The organism is Pseudomonas argentinensis, from assembly GCF_001839655.2.
Classification (GTDB): domain Bacteria; phylum Pseudomonadota; class Gammaproteobacteria; order Pseudomonadales; family Pseudomonadaceae; genus Aquipseudomonas; species Aquipseudomonas argentinensis_B.
On sequence record NZ_CP056087.1, the window covers coordinates 2,741,920 to 2,768,053 of the forward strand.

Sequence of the window (26,134 nt, forward strand, 5' to 3'; positions counted from 1 at the left end):
ATGGTGGATCAGGCGCAGCACTTTGCCGACATTCTGGACTATCACGCCGAGCGCACGCCGGGCCGAGTGGCCATCCGGCATATCGTGGCGGATCAGGGCGAGCCACTATTGACGACTTATGGCGAACTGCGGGAGCAGGCGCTGGCCGTCGCCGGCCTGCTGCAGCAGCGCCTGGGCTGTCAGGCGGGGGAGCGTTGCGTGCTGATGCTGCCCAGTGGCGCCGAGTACGCTGCTACCTTCTTCGGTTGCCTGTACGCCGGTGTGATCGCGGTGCCGGCCTTCCCGCCGGAGAACAACCGGCAGATGCATATCGAGCGCCTCACCGGCATTCTGCTCGATGCCCAGCCCGCAGTGGTGCTGGCGCCGCGCGAGGTGATCCAGCGTTGCCAGGCGGATCTGCAGCCGCTGCTCGCGCCCGAGGCAAAGATGATCGCCATCGAGGATGTCGATGCCCACGACCGCGCTGGCTACCAGCCGCGTTTGATTACCAGCGATGCGCTGGCTTTCCTGCAATACACCTCGGGTTCCACCCGTGCGCCCAAGGGGGTAATGGTCAGCCACGCCAACCTGCTCGCTAACGAGCGCAGCATGAACCGGGGCTTCAAGGCCATTGAGGAGGAATCCTGGGTCAGCTGGCTGCCGCTGTACCACGACATGGGGCTGATGGCCGGGCTGCTGCTGCCGGTTCTGCACGGCGGTACCCTGACGCTGATGGCACCGAACTTCTTTCTCGCCAGGCCGGCGCGCTGGTTGCAGGCCATCAGCCAATACGGGGGCACTTTCTCCGGCGGGCCGGATTTTGCCTATCGCCTGTGCGCCGAGCGTGTGCCACAGAGCAGCCTGGAGACACTCGATCTGAGTAGCTGGCGTCTGGCGTTTTCTGGCTCCGAGCCTATCCGGTTGGACACTCTGCAGGCCTTCAGCCAGCGTTTCGCGGAGGTGGGTTTTCGTGCTCAGGCGCTGGCGCCGAGCTACGGATTGGCCGAAGCGACGCTCTATGTCTGCACCGACGCCGCTGAGCGCGAACCGCAGGTGGAGGCGTTCGCCAGCAAGACAGCTGGCCAGGCGGGTAGCCGCCTGCCGGCCTGTGGCTGGAGCGATGCGCAGCACCCGCTACGCATCGTCGAGCCGCAGACGCTGGAGGTGCTGGAGGATGATCAGGTCGGCGAAATCTGGGTTGCCGGGCCGAGCATCGCCCAGGGTTACTGGCGCAACCCTGAGGCGACTGCCGAGGCCTTCGTCGAGCGTGACGGCCGGCGCTGGCTGCGTACCGGCGACCTGGGCGTGGTGCGCGAGGGTCAGCTGTTCATCGCCGGGCGCCTGAAGGATCTGATCATTCTCAATGGTCAGAATTTCTACCCGCAGGACATCGAGCAGGCCCTGGAGCAGGACATCGAACTGCTGCGTCAGGGACGTACAGCCGCGTTCGCCGTTACTGACGAGCAGGGAATGGAGGGCGTTGGCCTGGCTCTGGAGGTCAGCCGCAACGTGCGCAAGCTGATCAGTGCCGAGATGATCTGCCAACGCATCGCCGATGGCATGGGTGAGCGCTTCCAGCTCGCGCCACAACTGATTCTGTTGCTCGAGCCAGGCGCCTTGCCGCGCACTACCAGCGGCAAGCTGCAGCGCTCGGCCTGTCGCAGCGGCTGGCAGAACGGCAGCCTGGCGATCTTCGCGCAGTGGTACAAGGGGCGCCTGCAAGGTGCTGATACGACGAATCCGCTGCCGCAAGCCAATGTCGTGCTGCCGCAGGTGCTGCAGGCCTGGCAGGAAGTGCTGGGCTGCACGGTGCTGGAGGAGGGCGACCACTTCTTCGCGCGCGGCGGCGACTCGGTGGGCGTGATGCAAGTGCTGGCGCGCCTCAACGCCGAGCTGGGGCTGGAGCTGCAGGCCGACAGCCTGTTCGAACGGCCGCGCCTGGGTGAATTCAGTGCCTGGGTCGCGGCGCAGCCGCGTACGGCCCGGCAGATGCCGCCACTGCAGGGCGAGGTGCGTGACGCGCAATGCGCGCAATCCTATGCGCAGCAGCGCCTGTGGTTTCTCGAGCGCTTGCAGGGGGATGCCAGCGCCTACCGGCTGGGCGGTGAACTGTGTTTCCGGGGCCGGCTCGACGAGGCGGCACTGCAGCGCAGCTTCGATGACCTGATCAGTCGCCACGAGAGCTTGCGCACGCGCTTCTCTGCTGGTGAAGAGGACGGCGTGCCGCTGCAGCGCATCGATCCGCCTTTTGCTGTCGATCTGGTGCGTTTCGATCTACGTGGCGAGGCGGATGGGGAGGCGGCACTGGCACGCCTGCGCGAGGCGCGGATGAACCTGCCGCTTGATCTGCAGCAAGGCCCCTTGTGGCATCTCGCCCTGGTGCGGGTAGGCGAGGCCGATCATCGCCTGTTGCTGGTGATGCACCACATCATCTGCGACGGTTGGTCGATCCAGGTGCTGATTCGCGAGTTCGCCCAGCTCTACGCTGCCCATGTACTCGGCCAGGCGGCGAACCTGCCGGCGCTGCCCGTGCAGTACGCCGACTATGCGATCTGGCAGCGACGCTGGCTACTGGCGGGCGAGGGTGAGCGTCAGCTGACTTATTGGAAGCAGCAGCTGGGCGATGAGCAGCCGTTGCTGCAACTGCCTGCCGACCATCCGCGCCCGGCGCGTCAGAGCCACCGGGGTGCGCGCCATGCCATTCGTCTCGATGAGGCGCTGAGCCAGCGTCTGCACGCGTACGCTGCTGATCAGGGCGTCACTCTGTTCATGCTGCTGCTGGCCGCCTTCAAGGTGCAACTGCAGCGTTACAGCGGCCAGCGCGATATCCGCGTCGGCGTGCCCAGTGCCGGGCGCGTGTGCCGGGAGACCGAGGCGCTGATCGGCTTCTTCGTCAACACCCAGGTGTTGCGCAGCGAGTTCGGCGGCGAGCACAGCTTCGCCGATGTGGTGGCCCAAGCGCGGGCAGCGGCCCTCGGCGCGCAGGATCACCAATTGCTGCCCTTCGAGCAACTGGTCGAGGCGCTGGCGCCGCAGCGCAGCCTGAGCCACAACCCGCTGTTCCAGGTGAAGTTCACCCAGCAGTTCGCCTTGGCCCAGGATCTGGCCCTACCCGGCGTAAGTCTCAGCGCGCGCCAGCTCGACGAGCAGGCCGCACACTTCGACCTGGGGCTGGATATTACCGACTTGCCCAAGGGTATCGAGGCTGCCTTCACCTATGCCCAGGATCTGTTCGACGCCGAGCGCATCAATGCATTGGCTGCCGATTTCGAGCAGCTGCTGGAGCAACTGCTGGCGCAGCCGCAAGCGCCGCTGGCCAGCCTGCAACTGACGGTACAGCCCTCGCAGGTGGTGGGCGTCGAGTGCAGGTTCGCCGCTGCGACGGTGCTCGATCTGTGGCAGCCGCATGTGCACGGCGAGGCCGTGGCTCTGATGCACGATGGCGTGCCCTGCAGTTTCGCCACGCTGGAAGCCCAGGCCAATCAGCTGGCACAGCATCTGCTCGCCCTAGGGGTGGCGCCGGAGCAGCGCGTCGCCCTGTGCCTGCAGCGTTCGCCGTCTTTCGTCATCGGCCTGCTGGCTGCGCTCAAGGTCGGGGCTGCCTTCGTGCCACTCGATCCGGCCTGGCCAGCGCAGCGCCAAGCGTTCGTCCTGGCCGACAGCGCCTGTGTGGCATTGCTCTGTGAATCCGTATCGGCGCAATCCTTCGCCGGCCCGAAGCTGGACTTCAGCGCCGATGCGCCGTGGCGCCAGCAGCCCAGCGAGGCGCCAACGGTGCTGGTGCATCCGCTACAGGCAGCCTATCTGATCTACACCTCCGGCACCACCGGCCAGCCCAAGGGCGCAGTGATCAGCCATGGGGCGCTGGCCGACTACGTACAGGGCATGCTCGAACAATTGGCTCTGGCGCCTGAGGCGAGCATGGCGATGGTGTCCACCGTTGCGGCCGACCTGGGCCATACCGTGCTGTTCGGCGCGCTGCTGTCCGGGCGTACCCTGCACCTGCTGAGCGCGGAAACCGTGGCCGATGCCGATAACCTTGGGGATTACCTGACCACGCAGCAGGTCGGCATTCTCAAGATCGTACCCACCCATTTGGCTGGCCTGCTGCAGGCCGGCGCAGGTGAGCGGGCGATACCTGCGCATGCTCTGATCGTTGGTGGCGAAGCCCTGCCGGCCGAACTGGTGAAGGAGGTCAAGCGTCTGCGCCCGCAGTGCCGGCTGATCAACCACTATGGCCCCAGTGAAACCACGGTCGGCGTGCTGACTTACGAGGTCACGGACGTCGAGCTGGCAGCACTGGGCGGCGTGGTGCCGATTGGCCGGCCATTGCCCAACGTCCGCGCCCTGGTGCTGGACATGGCCCTGACGCCGCTGCCGCAGGGTGCGGTCGGCGAGCTGTACCTGGGTGGGCCTGGCCTGGCACGCGGTTATCTCGATCGTCCGGGGCTGACGGCGGCGAGTTTCCTGCCCGATCCCTTCGCCAAGGGTGAGCGTCTTTATCGCACCGGCGACCGTGCGCGCCTGCTGGCCGACGGGCGTATCGAGTTTCTCGGGCGCAGCGATGATCAGGTAAAGGTGCGCGGTTATCGCGTCGCCCTCGGCGAGATCGTGGCGCAGCTGCGCGGCCTGGCGGGCATCGCCGATGCCCATGTGCAGCTGGACGAACGTGGCCAGTTGCTCGCCTATGCGGTCGCGCAGGAGTCTTCTCTCGACCCCGCGCAGGTGCAGGCACAACTGGCCGAGCGCCTGCCGGATTACATGCTGCCGAGCCATGTGCTGCTGCTCGAACGCTTCCCGCTGACCGCCAATGGCAAGCTCGATCGTCAGGCGCTGCCGCAACCGCAGGCGGCAGAGCAGGGTTTCGAGGCGCCGCACGAGGGCATCGAGACGCAACTGGCAGCGCTCTGGCAGCAGGTGCTGAAGGTCGAGCACGTCGGTCGGCACGACAACTTCTTCACCCTTGGCGGCGACTCCATCCTCAGTCTGCAGATCATCGCCCGGGCGCGGCGCCAGGGCATTCGCCTGACGCCCAAGCAACTGTTCGAGAAACAGAGCATTGCTGAGCTGGCGCAGGTCGCCGTAGTTGCAGAGACGCCGGTGGCACCCGCAAGTGCCAGCGCAGAGGTGACGCACAGCTTCGCCCTGACGCCGATCCAGGCGCGCTTCTTCGCCCAGCCTCCGGCGCGCATCGGCCACTGGAACCAGGCTTTGCTGCTGGCGGCGGACGAGCCGCTCGACGCTCGTGCGCTGGCTGAGGCACTGCAGGCCGTGGTGCGTCATCACGCCAGCCTGCGCCTGAGTTTTCAGCAGGACACGCAGGGCAACTGGCAGCAGCGCTATCGTGGTGCGCAGCCGGCGCAGGAGCTGCTGTGGGTCTGTCAGGTGGCCGCCGCCGATGACCTGCCGGCGCTGTGCGACGAAGCCCAGCGCAGCCTGGATATCGAGCGCGGCCCGCTGCTGCGCGCGGTACTGGCCCAGTTGCCGGACGGGCGCAATCGCCTGATGCTGGCTGTTCACCATCTGGCGGTCGATGGTGTGTCCTGGCGCGTGCTGCTCGACGATCTGCAGCAGGCCTATGCGCAGCGACTGGCCGGAGAGACGATTAGTCTCGCGGCCGTTGCGACCAGCTTCCAGCAATGGTCGGCGCATCTGCAGACCCTGGCGGGCAGCCCGCAGCTGGCAGCACAACTGGAGTACTGGCAGGGTTTCAGCGCCGCCGCAGCCTGTCTGCCCTGCGAACGGCCCGAAGGCAGCGCCAAGGTCGCCGATGCCGGCCAATTGCATCTGACGCTCGACGCTACCTCCACTGCGCGCCTGCTCGGCGAAGTGCCAGCGGCCTACCGCACGCAGATCAACGATGTGCTGCTGGCGGCGTTGGCCCAGGCCTTATGGCAGTGGAGCGGTCGCCGGCGCACGGTGATCAGCCTGGAGGGCCATGGCCGCGAGGAAGATCGGCTCGATCTGAGCCGCACGCTGGGCTGGTTCACAAGCCTGTACCCCGTGACGCTGCAGGCCAGCGATGACTTGAACGCTACCCTCAAACTGGTCAAGGAAGGGCTGCGTCAGGTGCCGGACAAGGGCATCGGCTACGGCGTACTCAAGTACCTGGCCAAGGCCCCGCTAGAGGAACTGACGGGCCAGGGGCTGACCTTCAACTACCTGGGCCGTTTCGATGACCAGGCCAGTGCACGCTGGCGTCTGGCCGACGAAGCGAGCGGCGCGCCACGCGACGGCAGCGGCCCGCTGGCCAATGCCCTGGCCATCGACGGTCAGGTGCGTGGTGGTTGCCTGCAACTGGCACTGACCTATAGCCGCGCGCGTTTCGAGGCGAGCACCGTCGAGCGTCTGCTGGGTTTGTACGACCAGGCGCTGCGGCAGTTGATCGAGCATTGCTGCGCGCCCGGAGCCGGCGGCCTGACACCTTCCGATTTCCCTCTGGCAACGCTCGGTCAGGCGCAACTCGACGCCTTGCCTTATGCGCCGCAGCAGATCGAGGATCTGTTCCCGCTGGCGCCGATGCAGCAGGGCATCCTCCTGCACAGCCAGCTGGAGCGGGGCAGCGGCATCTACCTGATGCAGGACCAGTATGCCGTGGCCAGTGCGCTGGATGTGGAAGCCTTCACCCATGCCTGGCAGCAGGTGGTGCAGCGTCACCCGGCGCTTCGCACAGCCTTCTGCAATCTCGACGACACACCGCATCAGCTGGTGCTGCGCCAGGTGCCTTCGCCCGTGCAGTTCCTCGATTTCAGCGAGCTGCCGCGCGATGAAGCCGAGGCCAGGTTGCAGGCAATCCTGGACGAGGAGCGTCAGCTTGGCTTCGACTTCACCCGGGCGCCGCTGCTGCGCCTGCGCCTGGTGAAGTTCGCCGAGGCCGATCTGCGCATCGTGCAGAGCCATCACCATGTCCTGATCGACGCCTGGTGCCGGGGCCTGATGCTGGCCGAGTTCTTCGCCCAGTACCGCGCTCGCCTGCTTGGGCGCAGGCTGCAACTGCCGCCGGCGCGACCCTATCGCGACTTCATCGCCTGGCTCGCACGTCAGGACGAGGCGGCCAGCCGTCGCTACTGGCAAGACGAGCTGGCCGGCTTCGACACGGTCACACCACTGCCTTATCGCTACCAGCAGGGCGAGGCGGGTATGCGCGATGTCAGCCTGGCGCTCGACGCGGCGCAGACCCGCGCTCTCGCCGAGCAGGCGCGGCGCCATCAGTTGACCGTCAACACCTTCGTCCAGGCTGCCTGGGCGCTGCTGTTGATGCGCTACAGTGGGCGTGATGACGTGCTGTTCGGCGTCACCGTGGCCGGTAGGCCTACCGAGCTGGAGGGTATCGAGGAGGCGCTGGGGCTGTTCATCAACACCTTGCCGCTGCGCGTGCAGCTCCCGGGTGCGGACTCGACCGGGCTGCAATTGCTGCAAGCGCTGCAGGCGCAAAATGCCGGCATGCGACAGCATGAGCAGCTGTCCCTGGCCGAGGTGCAGAGCTTCGCCGACACCCCGCGCGGCCAGCCGCTGTTCGACAGTCTGTTCGTATTCGAGAACGTGCCGCTCGGCGGCGAAGTGCAGCAGGCCGTTGAGACCTACCGCATCACGCCGTTGACCAACCGTACCCATACCAATTACCCCTTGACCGTGGTGCTGCTGCCGGGCTCCAGTTTGACCCTGCAACTAAGCTTCGATACTCAGCAGTTCGCCGTGGCCGACATGCAGGTGCTGGTCGAGCATTTCCGTCGTTTGCTACTGCAGTTGAGCGAGGCACCGCAACGTCCGCTGAGCGCATTGCGTCTGCTCGACGATGGCGAGCGCGACGCCCTGAGCCAACTGGGGCAGGGCCAGACGCAACCCCAGTGGTATGCGCAGAGTTACTTGGCGCGCTTCGAGGCCCAGGTCGAGCAGCATGGCGCCCGTACCGTGGCCCGCTGTCAGGGGCAGACGCTGTCCTACCTCGAGCTCAACGAGCGGGCCAACCGTATCGGTCACGGCCTGATCGAGTGCGGTGTGCAGTTCGATGACGTGGTGGCGCTGTATGCGCCCCGTGACCTGCCACTGCTGAGCCTGATCATCGGCGCATTCAAAGCCGGTGCCGCCTACCTGGCGCTGGACGAGCGCCATCCGCCGGCGCGCAGCGCGCGCATGCTGACCAGCAGCGCCGCACCGGTGCTGATCACCCCGCGCGAGCAGCTGGCGCAGGTTCAGGCGATGCTCGCCGAACTGCCGCAGCCGCCGCGCGTGCTGGTCTATGAAGACCTGCTGGAGCATAGCCGCAGCGACAATCCCGGGCGCTATGCCGGCCCCGAGCACTTGGCCTACCTGATCTACACCTCCGGCTCCACCGGCGAGCCAAAAGGGGTGATGGTCAGCCAGCGCGGCATGCTCAACAACCAGTTGGCCAAGGTGCCTTATCTGCAACTCGGCGAAGCGGACGTGATCGCCCAGACTGCCGCCACCGGCTTCGATATCTCGGTCTGGCAGCTGCTCACCGCGCCGCTGTTCGGTGGCGCGCTGGAGATCATCCCCGATGCCATCACCCATGACCCGCAGGCCCTGCTCGCGTGCGTCGCTGATACCGGGGTGAGCGTGCTGGAGGCGGTGCCGGCGGTGATCGACGGCATGCTCGAAGCGTCGCCCGTGGCGCTGCCGGCATTGCGCTGGCTGTTGCCCACCGGCGAGGCGCTGAGCCATGAGCTGGCCACGCGCTGGTTCGCCCGCTACCCGCAGGTGCCAATGATCAACGCCTACGGCCCGGCCGAGTGCGCCGATGACGTGACGCTGTACCGTCTGGACGCGGCTCCGCCGCGGCGACAGCCCATCGCCATTGGCCAGCCGACCGACAACAACCGCCTGTACGTGCTGGGCGGCGACCTCGAGTTGCTGCCCAGCGGTGTGGTCGGCGAGCTGTACATCGGTGGCACCGGTGTGGGCCGTGGCTATGCCGCGCGCCCGGGGCTGACGGCCGAACGCTTTGTGCCCGACCCCTTCGGCGCACCTGGCGAGCGCCTGTATCGCAGCGGCGATCTGGCGCGCTGGAACGCCGAGGGCTACCTCGAATACGTCGGCCGGGTGGACTTCCAGGTGAAGATCCGTGGCCAACGTATCGAACTGGGCGAGATCGAGGCCTGTCTGCTGGCCAGTGCGCCGCTGCGTCAGGCAGTGGTGGGCGCCCACGAGGGCGCCGCCGGTACGCAGCTGATCGCCTATGGCGTGGCCGAAGCCGGCCAGCAGGTTGAGGTGCAGGCGCTGCGTGAGGCGCTGGCTGCGCAGTTGCCAGCCTACATGGTACCGGCGCAGATCATCCTGTTGCCGCGCCTGCCGCTCAACGCCAACGGCAAGCTGGATCGCCGCGCGCTGCCGGCACCACAGGTGCAGGCACACAGCTTCGAGGCGCCACAGGGTGAGCTGGAGCAGCATTTGGCACAACTCTGGCGCGACCTGCTCAAGGTGGAGCAGGTCGGCCGTCACGACCACTTCTTCGAACTCGGCGGCCACTCGCTGCTCGCCACCCGCCTGCTGGCGCTGATCCGCGAAACACGGGGAGTCACGGTGCCGCTGGCACAGGCCTTCGAGGCCACCACCGTGGCCGCCATGGCCAGCCTGATCCGCAACCTGGAAAACCAGGCTCTCAATGATGAACGCCTGGACGCGCTCGACGACCTGATGAGCGCTCTGGAGGAAATTCAGTGAATCTGTTGCATGACAAAGCCTTGCTGCTGTCGCGTCGCTTTCTCGGCCTGGGGCCGCAGCAGCGCCGCGCCTTCCTCGACAAGCTGCGCGAACAGGGGCTCGACGCCTCGGCGCTGCCGATCCCGCCGGGTGCGGCCGATGCCGAGGGCAGCGTGCTATCCTACGCGCAGCAGCGCCTGTGGTTCCTCGAACAGCTGCAGCCGGGTAACAGCGCCTATCACCTGCCGGGCGCCCTGCAATTGCAGGGGACATTGGACGAGGCCGCGCTGCTGGGCGCCTTCGGCGATCTGGCGCAGCGTCACCCGAGCCTGCGCACGCGCTTCTTCGCCGATGCCGACGGCAACCCGCGCCAGTGCATCGAAGCAGCGCCGGCACTGACCCTGGAACCGCTGCACGGCGATGACTTTGCTGCCCTGGCGCGGGAGTTCGCCCAGCGCCCGTTCGACCTCGGGCAGGCGCCGTTGTGGCGCATCGGTTTGCTGCGCCAGGATGAGCAAAGGCATGTGCTGCTGGTCTGTCTGCACCACATCATCGCAGACGGCTGGTCGATCCAGCTGTTGTTGACCGAACTGGCGCAGTTCTACCGCGCGCGCGTGCAGGGCGAACCGGTCGCACTCGCCGAGCTGCCGCTGAGCTACGCCGACCACGCCCTATGGCAGCGCGCCTGCCTGGATGCCGGCGAAGGTGGGCGGCAACTGGCCTACTGGCGTGAGCAACTGGGCGACGAGCAGCCGCTGTTGGAGCTGCCTTGCGATCATTCGCGCCCGGCGCAGCAGAGCTTTCGTGGCGCGCGCCTGGCCTTTCGCGTGGAGCCCGCGCTTGCCGCGCGCGTGCGCGAGCTGGCGCGGCAACAGGGCTGCACGCCGTTCACCGTGCTGTTGGCGGCCTACAAGGTGTTGCTGCATCGCCTGAGCGGCCAGCGCGACCTGCGTGTCGGCGTGCCCATCGCCGGGCGTACGCAGAGCGAAACCCAGGGGCTGATCGGCTTCTTCGTCAATACCCAGGTGCTGCGCAGCGAACTGAGTGGCGAGCAGAGTTTCAACCAGTTGCTGGAGCAGGTGCTGCGCACGGCGCAGGGTGCCCAGGCGAATCAGGCGCTGCCCTTCGAGCAACTGGTCGAGGCATTGCAGCCCGAGCGCAGCCTCAGCCACAACCCGCTGTTCCAGGTGCTGTACAACCACCAGCAGCGCCCGCAGGACAGCCTGCAACTGACGGCCGATCTGCACGCGGAGCTGATTGCCCTGGACAGCGGCAGCGCCCAGTTCGACCTGGCGCTGCATACCTGGGAAGGCCCGGGTGAGGAGCTGGCCGGCAACTGGAATTACGCCCTGGATCTGTTCGAGGCGGCGACGGTCGAGCGTCTGCACCAGCGCTTCATTCGCCTGCTGGAGCAGTTGCTGGCGCAGCCGCAACTGGCCATTGGCGAGCACCGCCTGGACGATGATCAGGATCGCCTGGCACTGACGAGCTTCAACGCCACCCGTGTCGATTACGGCGCGGTCGAGCCGGTGCATCGTCAGTTCGAACGCCGTGTGCAGGCGCAGCCGCAGGCCATCGCCCTGGTGTTCGGCGAGCAGCGTCTGAGCTATGTCGAACTGGACCTGCGCGCCAACCAGCTGGCTCACCATCTGCAAAAGCTCGGCGTGAGCCGCGACAGCCTGGTGGGTGTGGCGGCGCTGCGTTCGGTGGAGATGGTGGTGGCGCTGTACGCCATCCTCAAGGCCGGCGGCGCCTATGTGCCGATGGACCCGGAATACCCGGCCGAGCGGCTGCGCTACATGCTCGATGATGCCGGCGTCAGCCTGCTGCTAAGCCACGATGCGGTGATCGACAGCCTGCCGCAGGTGGGCGGTGTGCAGGTGCTCAACCTCGATCATCTGGATGTGAGCGGCGAGCCGCATACCTCGCCCGAGGCGAATATTCACCCGGAGCAACTGGCCTACCTGATCTACACCTCCGGCTCCACCGGCAAGCCCAAAGGGGCAGGCAACAGTCATGCGGCGCTGCACAACCGCCTGGCCTGGATGCAGGAGGCTTACCAGCTCACGGCTGAAGATCGGGTGCTGCAGAAGACCCCGTTCAGCTTCGACGTGTCGGTGTGGGAATTCTTCTGGCCACTGATCACGGGCGCACGCCTGGTCATGGCGCAGCCGGGCGATCACCGCGACCCGGCCAAACTGGTCGAGCTGATCGAGCGTGAAAAAATTAGCACCTTGCACTTCGTGCCCTCGATGCTGGCGGCCTTTGTCGGTCATGGTGACTTGCACGGCTGCGAAAGCCTGCGACGTATCGTCTGCAGCGGGGAAGCGCTGCCGGCGGAACTGGCCTGCAGCACGCGGCAACTCTTGCCCCAGGCCGAGCTGTACAACCTGTATGGCCCGACCGAAGCGGCCATCGATGTGACCCACTGGCACTGCAGCGGCCAGGAGCGGCGCAGCGTGCCGATTGGCCGGCCGATCGCCAACCTGCAGATCCATATCCTCGACGAACGCCTCAACCGGCAACCGATTGGTGTGGCTGGGGAACTGTATATCGGCGGCGTCGGCCTGGCGCGCGGTTATCACCGTCGTCCCGGTCTGACCGCCGAGCGTTTCGTCGCCAGTCCCTTCGGCGACGGCCAGCGCCTGTACCGCAGCGGCGACCTGGCGCGCTGGACCGAAGCGGGCGTGCTGGAGTACCTGGGTCGTATCGACCATCAGGTGAAGTTGCGCGGCTTGCGTATCGAGCTGGGCGAGATCGAAGCGGCGCTGCTGGAACATCCGGCGCTGCGTGAGGCGGTGGTGCTGGTGCGCGAGGTAGCGGGTAGCCCACAGCTGGTGGCCTACGTGGTCGGCGATGCGTTCGAGGAAGAGGCACTGCACGCCCAGCTTAAACAGCGCCTGCCCGAGTTCATGGTGCCGAGTTACTTCGTGCAGCTCGAGCGTCTGCCGCTGTCGCCCAACGGCAAGCTGGAACGCAAGGGGCTGCCGGAGCCGCAACGCATCCAGCGCGATTACCAGGCGCCGCGCCCTGGACTGGAAAGCCAGTTGGCGGCCATCTGGCAGGAATTGCTGTGTGTAGAACGGGTAGGGCGCGACGACAACTTCTTCGAGCTGGGTGGCGACTCCATTCTCAGCTTGCAGATCATTGCCCGTGCCCGCCGTCAGGGTATCGAGCTGACGCCACGGCAGCTGTTCGAGCGTCAGAGCATCGCCGAGCTGGCTCAGGTCGCAACCCGCAGCGCCGAGACGTCGGGATGCATCATCGACAGTCAGCGCGACATCCCGCTGACGCCGATCCAGCACTGGTTCTTCGCCCAGCCGATGGACAATCGCCAGCACTGGAATCAGTCCGTGCTGCTCAGTGCACGCGAGCCGCTGCAGCCACAGCGCCTCCACGCTGCCCTGCAGGCCGTGCTGGAGCAACACGACGCCTTGCGCCTGCGTTTTCAGCAGCAGGGCGACAGCTGGCGTCAGCGCTATGCGGCCGAGGCCGAAACGCTCGAACTGCGCGTCGAGCGCTGCAGCCTGGCCGAGCTGAGTGCGCTGTGCGATGAGGTGCAGGCCAGCCTCGATCTGAGCCATGGCCCATTGTTGCGCGCCGTGCTGGTGCAGTTGCACGAAGGCGGCGAGCGTCTGTTGCTGGTGGTTCACCACCTGGTGATCGATGGCGTTTCCTGGCGCATCCTGCTCGATGACCTGCAGCGTGCCTACGCGCAACTGGGCGTGGGCGCCGCTGCCGATCTGGGGCGCAAGAGCAGTGCCTGGCAGAGTTGGAGCGAGCGCCTGTCGGCCTATGCGTCCAGCCCCGAAGTGGCCGGCGAACGTGGCTACTGGCAGGCGCTGCCGGCTGATCGCGGGCTGCCCTGCGACCACCCGCAAGGGCGCAACCTGACGGCCTGCGCTGAACGTTTGGAGGTGCAGCTCGACCCTGCCTCCTCCGAGGCACTGCTGACACAGGCCCCGGCGGCGTACCGCACGCAGATCAACGACCTGCTGCTCAGTGCACTGGCCCTTGCCTTGCGTGACTGGAACGGGCAGGCGCAAACCCTGATCGCCCTCGAAGGCCATGGCCGCGAAGCGCTGTTCGAGGAGCTGGACCTGAGCCAGACTCTGGGCTGGTTCACCAGCCTCTACCCGCTGCTGCTGCAGGCTGGTGATGACTGGGATGCGACCCTCAAGGGCACCAAGGAGAACCTGCGCCAGGTACCGCGCGGCGGCATCGGTTACGGCCTGCTGAAATACCTGCAGGGCGAGGACCTGCCGGCGCTGGATGATGCGCTGCTGTTCAACTACCTGGGCCGCATGCAGACCAGCGGGCAGTTGTTCGACCTGGCTGAGGAAGCGTCCGGCGCGCAACGCGACGCCAGCGCACCGCTGACCTGTGCCCTTGCTCTGGACGGTCGCGTCACGGGCGGCTGCCTGCAGTTCACCTGCACCTTCAGCCATGAGCGTTTCGAGCGCGAGCGCATCGTCGAACTGCTCGAGGCGTACCGCTGCGCGCTCGTCGAGCTGGTGCAGCACTGCCGCACGCAGGCTGCTGTCACTCCCAGCGATTTCCCCTTCGTGCCGCTCAGCCAGGTCGATCTCGACAGCCTGCCGCTGCCGGCCCGGCAGATCGAGGCTATCTATCCGCTGACACCGATGCAGCAGGGGCTGTTGTTCCACAGCGAACTGCAGGTGGCCGATGGTGCCTACGTCAATCAGCTCAGCCTGGAGGTCGAGGGCTTGCCGGTGGCGCGTTTCAAGGCGGCCTGGGCGGTTGCGCTGCAGCGCCATCCGCTGCTGCGCGGGGCGTTTTTGCGCCTGGGCGCCGATCAACAGGCGGTGCAGCTGGTGCAGCGCGAGACGCATCTGACGATTCGCGAACTGGATGGAAGCGACCTCGATCTTCAGGCACTGCTGCGCGAGGAGCGCGAGACGCCATTCGACCTGACGCGGCCGCCGCTCATGCGCCTGGTGCTGGTACGCCTGGGCGAGGGGCGTCATCAATTGATCTGGACCCTGCACCATATTCTGCTCGACGGCTGGAGCAGTGCCGCGCTGCTGGCGCAGGTACTGCAGGACACGCGCGGCGAGGGCGGCGCGCACGAGGTCGGGCATTACCCGGATTACCTGGCCTGGCTGCAACGGCAGGATCTTGCTGTCAGCGAGGCGTTCTGGCGTGAGCAGCTGCAGGGCTTCGATGAGCCGACGTTACTGACCGGCAGTCTGCACAGCGAGCTGCCTACCAGTGGCAGCGGCGTGCATGTCCTGAACCTGCCGCGTGCTGAACTCGAAGCCTTCGCCAAGGCTCGACGCATCACCCTCAATACCCTGATCCAGGCGACCTGGACGCTGCTCCTGCAGCGTTATTGCGGGCGCCGCCAGGTGGCCTTCGGTGCCACCGTAGCGGGGCGGTCGGCGACTGTGGCGGGCATCGAACACATGCTTGGCCTGTTCATCAATACCCTGCCGGTGGTGCAGGCCCCGCAGCCTCATGAGCCTGTCGGTGACTGGCTCGAAGCGCTGCAGGCGCACAACCTGGCGCTGCGCGAGCACGAGCAGGTGCCGCTGTTCCGCCTGCAACAACTGGCCGGCCACGCCGGGCGCGAGCTGTTCGACACCCTGCTGGTGTTCGAGAATTATCCGGTGGATCAGGTGCTTCAGGGGCAGGGCGATGGCCTGCGCTTCACCAATCTGCAGGCGCACGAGCAGACCCATTATCCGCTGAGCCTGGCGGTGATGGCCGGTAACGAGCTGCAGGTGCACTGGCATTATCAGCGCGCGCATTTCAACGATCGGCAGATCGCCGGCATGGGTCGCCAGTTCGAGCGATTGCTGCGAGCCCTGTGCGCCGATGCGCAGCGCTGCATCGGTGAACTGCCCTTGCTGGGCGAAGCCGAGGTGGCCGAAGTCGAGGCCTGGAACGACCCAACGCCAGTTCCGAACAGCACTCAGTTGTTGCCAGGGCGCATCTCTGAACAGGTGCGTCTGCGCCCGACGGCCATTGCCCTGGTGCATGGCCAGCAGCGCCTGAGCTTCGCCGAGCTGGAAGTCCGCGCCAATCGCCTGGCCCATCAACTGATCGCCCATGGCGTTGGTGCCGAAGTGCGCGTCGGCGTGGCGCTGGAGCGCGGCATCGAACTGTTCGTCGCCCTGCTGGCGGTGCTCAAGGCCGGCGGTGCCTATGTGCCGTTGGACCCGGACTACCCCGGTGAGCGCCTGCGCTACATGCTCGAAGATGCCGGGGTGAAGCTGCTGCTGAGCCACCAGGCGGCCCTGCCACGCCTGCCCGAGGTGGCGGGTATCGAGGTGCTCGACCTCGATCAGCAGGAGCTGAGCGGCGAATCGTCAGAAGCGCCTGAGGTGAGTATCCACCCCGAGCAACTGGCCTATCTGATCTACACCTCCGGCTCCACCGGCAAGCCCAAGGGTGTGGCGGTGGCCCATGGTGCGATCGCCCTGCATTGCCAGGCCATTGGCGAGCGTTACGAACTGACGGCCGAGGATCGCGAGCTGCATTTCCTCTCGGTCAGCTTCGACGGCGCCCATGAGCGCTGGCTCACACCACTGAGCCATGGCGCGCGGGTGGTGATCCGCGACCAGCAACTGTGGAGCGTGCAGCAGACCTATGACTGCCTGATCGCAGAAGGCATCAGCGTGGTGGCCTTGCCGCCCAGCTACCTGCGTCAGTTGGCCGAATGGGCCGAGCAATGCGGTCGAGCCCCTGGGGTGAAAACCTACTGCTTCGCCGGTGAAGCCTTCAGTCGCGAGCTGTTGCAGCAGGTGATCCGCAGCCTGCAACCGCAATGGATCATCAACGGCTACGGACCGACCGAAACCGTGGTCACCCCAACCCTGTGGCGAGCACCGGCGGCCACGGCCGATTTCACTACCGCTTACGCGCCGATTGGCGACCGGGTCGGGGCGCGTCAGGGCTATGTGCTGGATGCCGACCTCAACCTGTTGCCGGTCGGTGTGTCCGGCGAGCTGTACCTGGGCGGGCTGCTGGCGCGGGGTTATCTAGATCGACCAGGTGCTACCGCCGAGCGCTTCGTGCCCAATCCGTACCGCCCCGGTGAGCGTCTGTACCGCACCGGCGACCGCGTGCGCCTGGGCGCTGACGGCCAGCTGGAATACCTGGGCCGGCTGGATCAGCAGATCAAGCTGCGTGGCTTCCGCATCGAGATCGGCGAAGTCGAAGCGGCGCTGAAAGCCTGCGCCGGTGTGGGTGAAGCGCTGGTGGTGGTCAAGGACAGTGCCGTCGGTAAGCGTTTGGTGGGCTACGTCAGCGGCCAGGGTTTGAGCGAAAGCGAGTTGAAAGCGCAGCTCAAGCAGCGCCTGCCGGCGCATATGGTGCCGAGCCATATCCTGGCGCTGGAGCGTTTGCCGCTGCTGCCTAACGGCAAGCTGGATCGGCAGAGCCTGCCGGAACCGCAGGTGGAGGCGGGGGGTTACCAGGCGCCGCGCACCGAGCAGGAACGGCTGCTGGTCGAGCTGTGGAGCGAATTGCTGGAGCAGCCGCGCATCGGCCGTGAGGATCATTTCTTCGAACTGGGTGGTCACTCGCTGCTGGCGACGCAACTGATCTCCCGCCTGCGCCATGCGCACGGGCTGGATCTGCCGCTACGCGCCGTGTTCGAGGCGCCGCTGCTCAGCGATCTGGCCAGGCAGCTGAAGCAGGCCGCTCAGACCGTCAACCGGCCTCTGCAGGCCAGAGGCGAGCGGGCGCAGGCGCCGCAATCCTACGCCCAGCAGCGCCTGTGGTTCCTCCAACAACTGGAGCCGAGCAGCAATGCCTATCACCTGCCGGGCGTGTTGCGCCTGCGTGGTGAAGTGGACCGGCAGGCACTGCAGCGGGCCTTCGAAGCCCTGGCCGAGCGTCACTGGATTCTGCGTACCACCTTCACCCAGGACGCCGAGGGCAAGCCGCTGCAATGCATACAGCCGCAGGCGTCGGTGAATCTGGAGAGTCTCCAGGCCAGGGGCGAGCATGCCTTCCAGACCCTGGCGCGCGCGTTCATGGAAAAGCCTTTCGATTTGCGGCAGTCGCCGCCATGGCGTGTTGCCCTGGTGACCCTGGAGCCGGGCGAGCAGCGCCTGCTGCTGTGCCTGCATCACCTGCTGTCCGATGGCTGGTCCGTGCAGATTCTGCTGGCCGAATTCGCCGCCCTGTACAACGCCGCCCGCGCTGGCGTGGCGGCTGCACTGCCGGCACTGGTCGTGCAGTACGCCGATTACGCGACCTGGCAGCGTGAGTGGCTGGCAGGCGGTGAAGGCGCGCGGCAACTGGCCTACTGGCGCGAGCAGCTGGGCGACGAGCAGCCGCTGCTGGAACTGCCTTGCGACCATCCGCGACCGGCGCGGCAGAGTTTTCGCGGTGGGCGGGTGCATTTCCGTCTCGGTGCGACCTTGGGCGAGCGCCTGCGCGATTTGGCCCAGGCGCAGAATGCGACGCCCTTCATGGTGTTGCTGGGCGCCTACAAGGTGCTGCTGCACCGAATGAGCGGTCAGCGTGACCTGCGTGTCGGCGTGCCTATCGCCGGGCGTACACGTACCGAGGTCGAGGGGTTGATTGGATTGTTCGTCAATACTCAGGTGCTGCGCAGCGAGATTGTTCCGCAGCAGAGCTTCACGGCCTTGGTCGAGCAGATAAGGCGCACCAGCCTGGACGCCCAGGCGCATCAGGAACTGCCCTTCGAGCAACTGGTTGAGGCGTTGCAGCCCGAGCGTAGTCTCAGCCACAACCCGCTGTTCCAGGTGGCCTATGACCATCAGCAGGTGCGTCATGAGGCGTTGGGGCAGCTGCAGGATCTGCACGCCGAAGTGCTGAGCCTGGCCGATGGCGGCAGCCAGTTCGACCTGGCGCTCAATACCCAGGAAGATCGCCACGGCCAGTTCAGCGGCAACTGGAACTACGCCCTGGATCTGTTCGAGGCGGCCACGGTGGAGCGTCTGCATCAGCGCTTTATCCGTCTACTGGAGCAGTTGCTGGAACAACCGCAGTTGGCCATCGGCGAGCACCGTCTGGACGATGACCAGGATCGCCTGGCGCTGACGAGCTTCAACGCCACCTGCGTCGATTACGGCGCGGTGGAGCCGGTGCATCGTCAGTTCGAACGCCGTGTGCAGGCGCAGCCGCAGGCCATCGCCCTGGTGTTCGGCGAGCAGCGTCTGAGCTATGTCGAACTGGACCTGCGCGCCAACCAGCTGGCTCACCATCTGCAAAAGCTCGGCGTGAGCCGCGACAGCCTGGTGGGTGTGGCGGCGCTGCGTTCGGTGGAGATGGTGGTGGCGCTGTACGCCATCCTCAAGGCCGGCGGCGCTTATGTGCCGATGGACCCGGAATACCCGGCCGAGCGGCTGCGCTACATGCTCGATGATGCCGGCGTCAGCCTGTTGCTGAGCCATGACGCGGTGATCGACAGCCTGCCTCAAGTGGCGGGCGTGCAGATGCTCAATCTCGATCATCTGGATCTTTCTCAAGAGCCGCAGACCGCGCCCGAGGTGGCGATTCACCCCGAGCAACTGGCCTACCTGATCTACACCTCCGGCTCCACCGGCAAGCCCAAAGGGGCAGGCAACAGTCATGCGGCGCTGCACAACCGCCTGGCCTGGATGCAGGAGGCTTACCAGCTCACGGCTGAAGATCGGGTGCTGCAGAAGACCCCGTTCAGCTTCGACGTGTCGGTGTGGGAATTCTTCTGGCCACTGATCACGGGCGCACGCCTGGTCATGGCGCAGCCGGGCGATCACCGCGACCCGGCCAAACTGGTCGAGCTGATCGAGCGTGAAAAAATTAGCACCTTGCACTTCGTGCCCTCGATGCTGGCGGCCTTTGTCGGTCATGGTGACTTGCACGGCTGCGAAAGCCTGCGACGTATCGTCTGCAGCGGGGAAGCGCTGCCGGCGGAACTGGCCTGCAGCACGCGGCAACTCTTGCCCCAGGCCGAGCTGTACAACCTGTATGGCCCGACCGAAGCGGCCATCGATGTGACCCACTGGCACTGCAGCGGCCAGGAGCGGCGCAGCGTGCCGATTGGCCGGCCGATCGCCAACCTGCAGATCCATATCCTCGACGAACGCCTCAACCGGCAACCGATTGGTGTGGCTGGGGAACTGTATATCGGCGGCGTCGGCCTGGCGCGCGGTTATCACCGTCGTCCTGGTCTGACCGCCGAACGCTTCGTCGCCAGCCCCTTCGGCGACGGCCAGCGCCTGTACCGCAGCGGCGACCTGGCGCGCTGGACCGAAGCGGGCGTGCTGGAATACCTGGGTCGTATCGACCACCAGGTGAAGTTGCGCGGCTTGCGTATCGAGCTGGGCGAGATCGAAGCGGCGCTGCTGGAACATCCGGCGCTGCGTGAGGCGGTGGTGCTGGTACGTGATCAACAGCTGGTGGCCTATGTGGTCGGCAGCGATTACGACGAGGTTGAGCTGCGGGCGCGGTTGAAACGGCGCCTGCCCGAGTTCATGGTGCCGAGTTACTTCGTGCAGCTCGAACGCCTGCCGCTGTCGCCCAACGGCAAGCTGGAACGCAAGGCGCTGCCCGAGCCGCAGCGCGTTCAGCGCGATTACCAGGCGCCGCGCCCTGGGCTGGAAAGCCAGCTCGCAAACATCTGGCAGGAACTGTTGGGTGTAGAACGGGTAGGGCGTGAGGATGATTTCTTCGTCCTTGGCGGTCATTCGCTGCTGGCTATGCAACTGGTGTCGCAGATTCGTCGCCAACTGCAGCGTGAGCTGCCGCTACGCGCGGCTTTCGAGGCCAGCACCCTCAGTGATCAGGCCCGGCAGCTAGCGGTGGCCGATGCCGTACTTGGTGTCGGCCTGCAGGCTCGCCAGCGTGCAGCGCGCAGCCCACAGTCCTTCGCTCAGCAGCGCCTGTGGTTCCTTGCCCAACTGGAGCCCGACAGCCTGGCCTACCACCTGCCTTGTGCCGTGCGCCTGACGGGTGAGTTGGATATCCAGGCCCTGCAAGGCAGCTTCGACACACTGGCCCAGCGCCATGAAAGCCTGCGCACCACCTTCGCCAGCGGCGACGAGGGTGAGCCTTTGCAATGCGTGCAGCAGCCGATTTCGGCCGGCATCGAGCGACTGCGGGCGCAGGACCAGGCGCAGCTGCGACAGCAGGTCGATACCTTCAATCGGCGCCCCTTCGACCTCGAACAGAGCCCGCCCTGGCGTGTGGCGCTGATCGAACTGGGGCCGCAGCAGCACGTGCTGGTGCTCTGCCTGCATCACATCATCGCTGATGGCTGGTCGATCCAGGTGCTGCTCGACGAGTTCGCCGTGCTCTATCGGGGGCATGCCGAAGGGCAGCCGGTGGAACTGGTGGCACTGCCGATCCAGTACGCCGACTATGCCCTGTGGCAGCGTGATCACCTTGCAGGCAGTCGCCTGGCCGAGCAGGTGCAGTGGTGGCGTGAGCAGCTCGGCAATGAACAACCGCTGCTGGAGCTGCCGGGGGATCGACCACGTCCGGCCGTGCGTCTGGGGCAGGGTGCACGGCATGCCTTCAGCTTGCCGGCCAGCCTGGCCGAGCGACTGCGCGAGCAGGCGCAACTGCACGAAGTGACCCCGTTCATGCTGATCCTGGCGGTCTATCAGAGCCTGCTATATCGCCTGACCGGCCAGCGCGACCTGCGCATTGGCGTGCCGGTGGCCGGGCGTACCCAGAGCGAGAGCGAGGGGCTGATCGGCCTGTTCGTCAACACCCTGGTGATTCGCAGCGAAGTGGACGGGCAGCACTCGTTCCTCGACCTGCTGCGGCAGGTCAAGGCGCGGGTGATCGGCGCCCAGGCCCATCAGGATGTGCCCTTCGAGCAACTGGTCGATGCTCTGCAGCCGGAGCGCAGCCTTAGCCACAACCCGCTGTTCCAGGTGGCGTACAATCATCAACGCCAGGACCAGAGCGCCCTGCAGGCGCTGCCCGGCCTGCAGTGCGAAAACCTCGACTGCCAGGGGCGGAGCGCTCACTTCGATCTGGTGCTGGGCACCCTTGAACAGGCCGATGGCCGCTTAGAGGCCTACCTGGATTACGCCACCGATCTGTTCGATGCCTCCAGTGTCGAGCGCCTGGCCAGCCAGTTCCTGCGTCTGCTCGATGGCGCATGCCGCATGCCTCAGATATCGCTGGCTGATCTGCCCTTGCTGGACGCCGCCGAAGTGGCCGAAGTCGAAGCCTGGAACTATCCAGCGACGCTTCCGAGCACCATTCAGCTCTTGCCGGAGCGTATCGCCGAGCAGGCGCGCCTGCGCCCGACGGCCATTGCCCTGGTGCATGGCCAGCGGCGCCTGAGCTTCGCCGAGCTGGAAGTCCGCGCCAATCGTCTGGCCCATCAACTGATCGCCCATGGCGTTGGTGCCGAGGTGCGCGTCGGCGTGGCGCTGGAGCGCGGCATCGAACTGTTCGTCGCCCTGCTGGCGGTGCTCAAGGCCGGCGGCGCCTACGTGCCGCTGGACCCGGACTATCCCGGCGAGCGTTTGCGTTACATGCTCGAAGATGCCGGGGTGAAGCTGCTGCTGAGCCACCAGGCGGCCCTGCCACGCCTGCCCGAAGTGACCGGTATCGAGGTGCTCGACCTTGACCAGCTGGAGCTAAGCGGCGAATCGTCAGAAGCGCCTGAGGTGGATATCCACCCCGAGCAACTGGCCTATCTGATCTACACCTCCGGCTCCACCGGCAAGCCCAAGGGCGTTGCGGTGGCCCATGGTGCGATCGCCCTGCATTGCCAGGCCATTGGCGAGCGCTACGAACTCACGGCCGAGGATCGCGAACTGCATTTCCTCTCGGTCAGTTTCGATGGTGCCCATGAGCGTTGGCTCACACCACTGAGCCATGGCGCGCGGGTGGTGATCCGCGACCAGCAGTTGTGGAGCGTGCAGCAGACTTACGACTGCATGCTTGCCGAGGGCATCAGCGTGGTGGCCTTGCCACCAAGCTACCTGCGCCAGTTGGCCGAATGGGCCGAGCAATGCGGTCGAGCCCCTGGGGTGAAAACCTACTGCTTCGCCGGTGAAGCCTTCAGCCGCGAGTTGCTGCAGCAGGTGATCCGCAGCCTGCAGCCGCAGTGGGTCATCAACGGCTACGGGCCGACCGAAACCGTGGTCACCCCGACCCTGTGGCGAGTGCCGGCGGCCACGGCTGACTTCACTACCGCTTATGCGCCGATTGGCGACCGGGTCGGGGCGCGTCAGGGCTATGTCCTGGATGCCGACCTCAACCTGTTGCCGGTCGGTGTGGCCGGCGAGCTGTACCTGGGCGGGCTGCTGGCGCGGGGTTACCTGGATCGACCGGGCGCTACCGCCGAGCGCTTCGTGCCCAATCCGTACCGCCCCGGTGAGCGTCTGTACCGCACCGGCGACCGCGTGCGCCTGGGCGCTGACGGCCAGCTGGAATACCTGGGCCGGCTGGATCAGCAGATCAAGCTGCGCGGTTTTCGCATCGAGATCGGCGAAATCGAGGCGGCGCTGAAAGCCTGCGCCGGCGTGGGCGAAGCACTGGTGGTGGTCAAGGACAGCGCGGCGGGCAAGCGTCTGGTGGGCTACGTCAGCGGCCAGGGTTTGAGCGAAAGCGAGTTGAAAGCGCAGCTCAAGCAGCGCCTGCCGGCGCATATGGTGCCGAGCCATATCCTGGCGCTGGAGCGCCTGCCGCTGCTGCCTAACGGCAAGCTGGATCGGCAGAGCCTGCCGGAGCCGCAGGTGGAGGCGGGGGTTTACCAGGTGCCGCGCACCGAGCAGGAGCGGCTGCTGGCCGAGCTATGGAGCGAGCTGCTCGGTATTAGCCAGATCAGCCGCGATGCCCAGTTCTTCGCCCTGGGCGGTGATTCGATTCAGTCCCTGAGCCTGGTGACACGGCTGCGCAAGGCCGGTTGGGAGCTGACGCCCAAGGCGGTATTCCAGCATCCGCGCCTGGCCGATCTGGCTGCGGTGCTGACACCGGTCAGCACTCAGAGCGTGATGGTGCCGCGCGCCAGTGGCGAGCTGCCGCTGACGCCGATCCAGGCGCATTTCTTCTCGCTGCCCATGGCCAACCGTGCGCACTGGAACCAGGCCTTGCTGCTGGATGTGCGCCGGCCTTTGCAGGTCGCGCCTCTGCAGCGTGCGCTGCAAGGGCTGTTCGAGCATCACGATGCGCTGCGTCTGGCCTTCCGTCAGGATGAAACGGGCAACTGGCAGGCCTTCTACCGGGACGAGGAGCAGGCCGAGCGTCTGTTCTGGCAGCGCCGCATCGACTCGGAAGCAGCCCTGCAGGCGCAATGCGAGGCCGCCCAGCGCAGCCTGGATCTGCAGCACGGCCCACTGCTGCGGGCGCTGCTTGCGGACATGCCGGATGGCAGTCAGCGCCTGTTGCTTGCGGCTCATCACCTGATCATCGATGGCGTTTCCTGGCGCATCCTGCTGGATGATCTGGCCCGCGCCTACCAGCAGGCTGTGGCTGGCCAGCCGGTCGATCTCGGTGACCGGCCAGGCAGCTATCAGGCCTGGGCCGAACATCTGTGGCGCCACGCGCAGGGAGCGCCGCTGGCCAGCGAGATGGACTACTGGCAGGCGCAGCGTGCCGGCCAGCGTTTGCCCGTGGATGACCCTGCCGGCGAGGCGAGCCATGCCCAGGTGCAGACCTGTACCTGGCAACTGAGCGAAGCGCAGACCCGGCGTCTGCTGCGCGAAACCCTGCAGCAGCAGGATGCGCGTATGGACGAGGTGCTGCTTGCCGCCTTGGCCGAAGGATTGCGCCGCTGGGGCGGCCTTGATGACAGCCTGATCGCCCTCGAAGGTCATGGGCGCGAATGGCTCGACGAGCATGCCGAGCAGGATATCGCCCGTACGCTGGGCTGGTTCACCAGTCTCTTTCCGCTGCGTCTGCAGGCGCAGGAGACGCTGCCACAGACCTTGGCCGATGTGCGTCGGCGCCTGCGCAGCGTGCCCAACAAGGGCCTGGGCTATGGTCTGCTGCGCCATCTGGGTAATGCCGAACAACGCCTTTGTCTGGCCGAACTCGGCGAACCCGATGTGGCGTTCAACTACCTGGGGCAATTCGACGCGCAGCTCGGCGATGGTCACTTCGCTCCCGCCAGCGAGTCGCCGGGCACTCTGGTCGATCCGACCACGGCGTTGACCCGGGAGCTGGAAATCAACGGCCAGGTGTTCGCCGGTCGTCTGAGCCTCAGTTGTCGATTCAGTGCGCAACGCCATCGGCTGCAGCGCATCGAAGCGTTGCTGGCGGCGGTGGGCGATGCACTGCAAGCCCTGATCGACGACACGCCGGCCGTGTCTGTTCCAAGCCCGCATGTCACGACGGCTGCTGCGCCCAGCCCCTTGCTGCGCCTGAACCAGGCGGATACCGAACGGCCCACGCTGTTCTGCGTTCATCCGGTGAGCGGCACGCTGGTCGGCTACTACCCGCTGGCCCGTGCTCTGGCGCCGCACTGGCAGGTATTCGGCCTGCAGAACCGGCAATTGCTGCAACCGGCCTGGCGTGATCAGAGCCTCGAACAGATGGCCCGTGATTACGTCAGGGTGATGCTGGAAACCCAGCCGCAGGGTCCTTACCACCTGCTCGGCTGGTCGATGGGTGGCGCCCTGGTGCTGGCCATGGCCCGGCTGCTGGAGCGTCTGGGCAAGGCGGTGGCCTTCGTCGGCTTGGTGGACGGCTATGTACCCGGCGCCGGTCTGGCCCGTGCACCACGCGCCGCCCTGGCAGAGGCGTCGGCCTCGGGCGATGACGACTGGCAACAGTTGCTCGCCCTGGAGCGGCACATGCACGCGCTGGCCGCGCAGCACCGGCATATCCAGGCGCTACGCAGCCCGGTACAGGCCTGGTGGGCCGCGCACTCGCCGGAGAACAACCGCAATGGCGAGGCGCTGCTGCAGGCGGCGCTGGGCCGCGAGTTGCAGCTGTCGAGCTGGGTTCAGGCCGACCACCTGGGCATCGTTTGCGATCCGTCCTTTATCGAACACCTGAGCCGGCAACTGGCTGCGCTCGATCAATCGTCACGGCCGCTGGGCCTGGAGAGTCACGATTATGCAAATTGAACCGCACTACGATCCGCTGCCGATGCCTGTCGCTCTCGATCTCGGCCCGGAGGCCACGCTGCGTGGCGCCGACTACCGCTTCGCCAGCACGGCCAGGCTGCAGCACCAGAGCGAGGTGGAGTCCAACGCGCGCAGCTATCCCAGGCGCATCCCGCTGGAGCTGCGCCGCGCGGAGGGTATCCATGTGCAGGATAGCGAGGGCCGCTGGTTCATCGACTGCCTGGCCGGTGCCGGCACCCTGGCCCTGGGGCATAACCATCCCGTCGTGTTGCAGGCCATTCGCGGTCTGCTCGATGGCAAGCGGCCGCTGCACACGCTGGACCTGATGACCGAAGCCAAGGACGATTTCATTACTGAACTGTTCGCCTGCCTGCCGGCCGAGTTCGCCCGCGATGCGCGCATCCAATTCTGTGGGCCAGCCGGCACCGATGCGGTGGAGGCGGCCTTGAAGCTGGTGCGCACGGCCACCGGGCGCAGCC

General features: G+C 66.4%; 3 protein-coding genes (1 of these 3 cut by a window edge). All 3 read left to right on the forward strand.

The window, feature by feature from the left end; translation table 11 throughout:
• Tightly spaced (each overlapping or abutting the next), the 3 genes in view from SA190iCDA_RS12205 to SA190iCDA_RS12215 form a layout consistent with a single transcriptional unit that may run on beyond the window.
• Positions 1 to 9,660 carry a non-ribosomal peptide synthetase gene (locus SA190iCDA_RS12205; protein WP_070888205.1) on the forward strand — a complete coding sequence of 3,220 codons (9,660 nt, stop codon included), beginning with the start codon at positions 1 to 3 and terminating at the stop codon, positions 9,658 to 9,660.
• The gene (locus tag SA190iCDA_RS12210) at positions 9,657 to 25,655 is read left to right on the forward strand and encodes a non-ribosomal peptide synthase/polyketide synthase (RefSeq protein ID WP_236100849.1); all 15,999 of its coding nucleotides are present in this window, start codon (positions 9,657 to 9,659) and stop codon (positions 25,653 to 25,655) included. Before SA190iCDA_RS12205 ends, SA190iCDA_RS12210 begins: the two co-directional genes overlap by 4 nt.
• A protein-coding gene (locus SA190iCDA_RS12215; protein WP_070888247.1) for an aspartate aminotransferase family protein crosses the window boundary here: on the forward strand, positions 25,645 to 26,134 show its beginning. The gene runs 932 nt beyond the window's last position; the window shows 490 of its 1,422 coding nt (coding positions 1-490); it begins with the start codon at positions 25,645 to 25,647; its stop codon lies off the right edge, out of view. The genes SA190iCDA_RS12210 and SA190iCDA_RS12215 overlap by 11 nt, the downstream gene beginning before the upstream one ends.

Coding starts and splice junctions, on each gene's coding strand:
- SA190iCDA_RS12205 (WP_070888205.1), top strand. CDS start 1: ATGGTGGATCAGGCGCAGCACTTTGCCGACATTCTGGACTATCACGCC.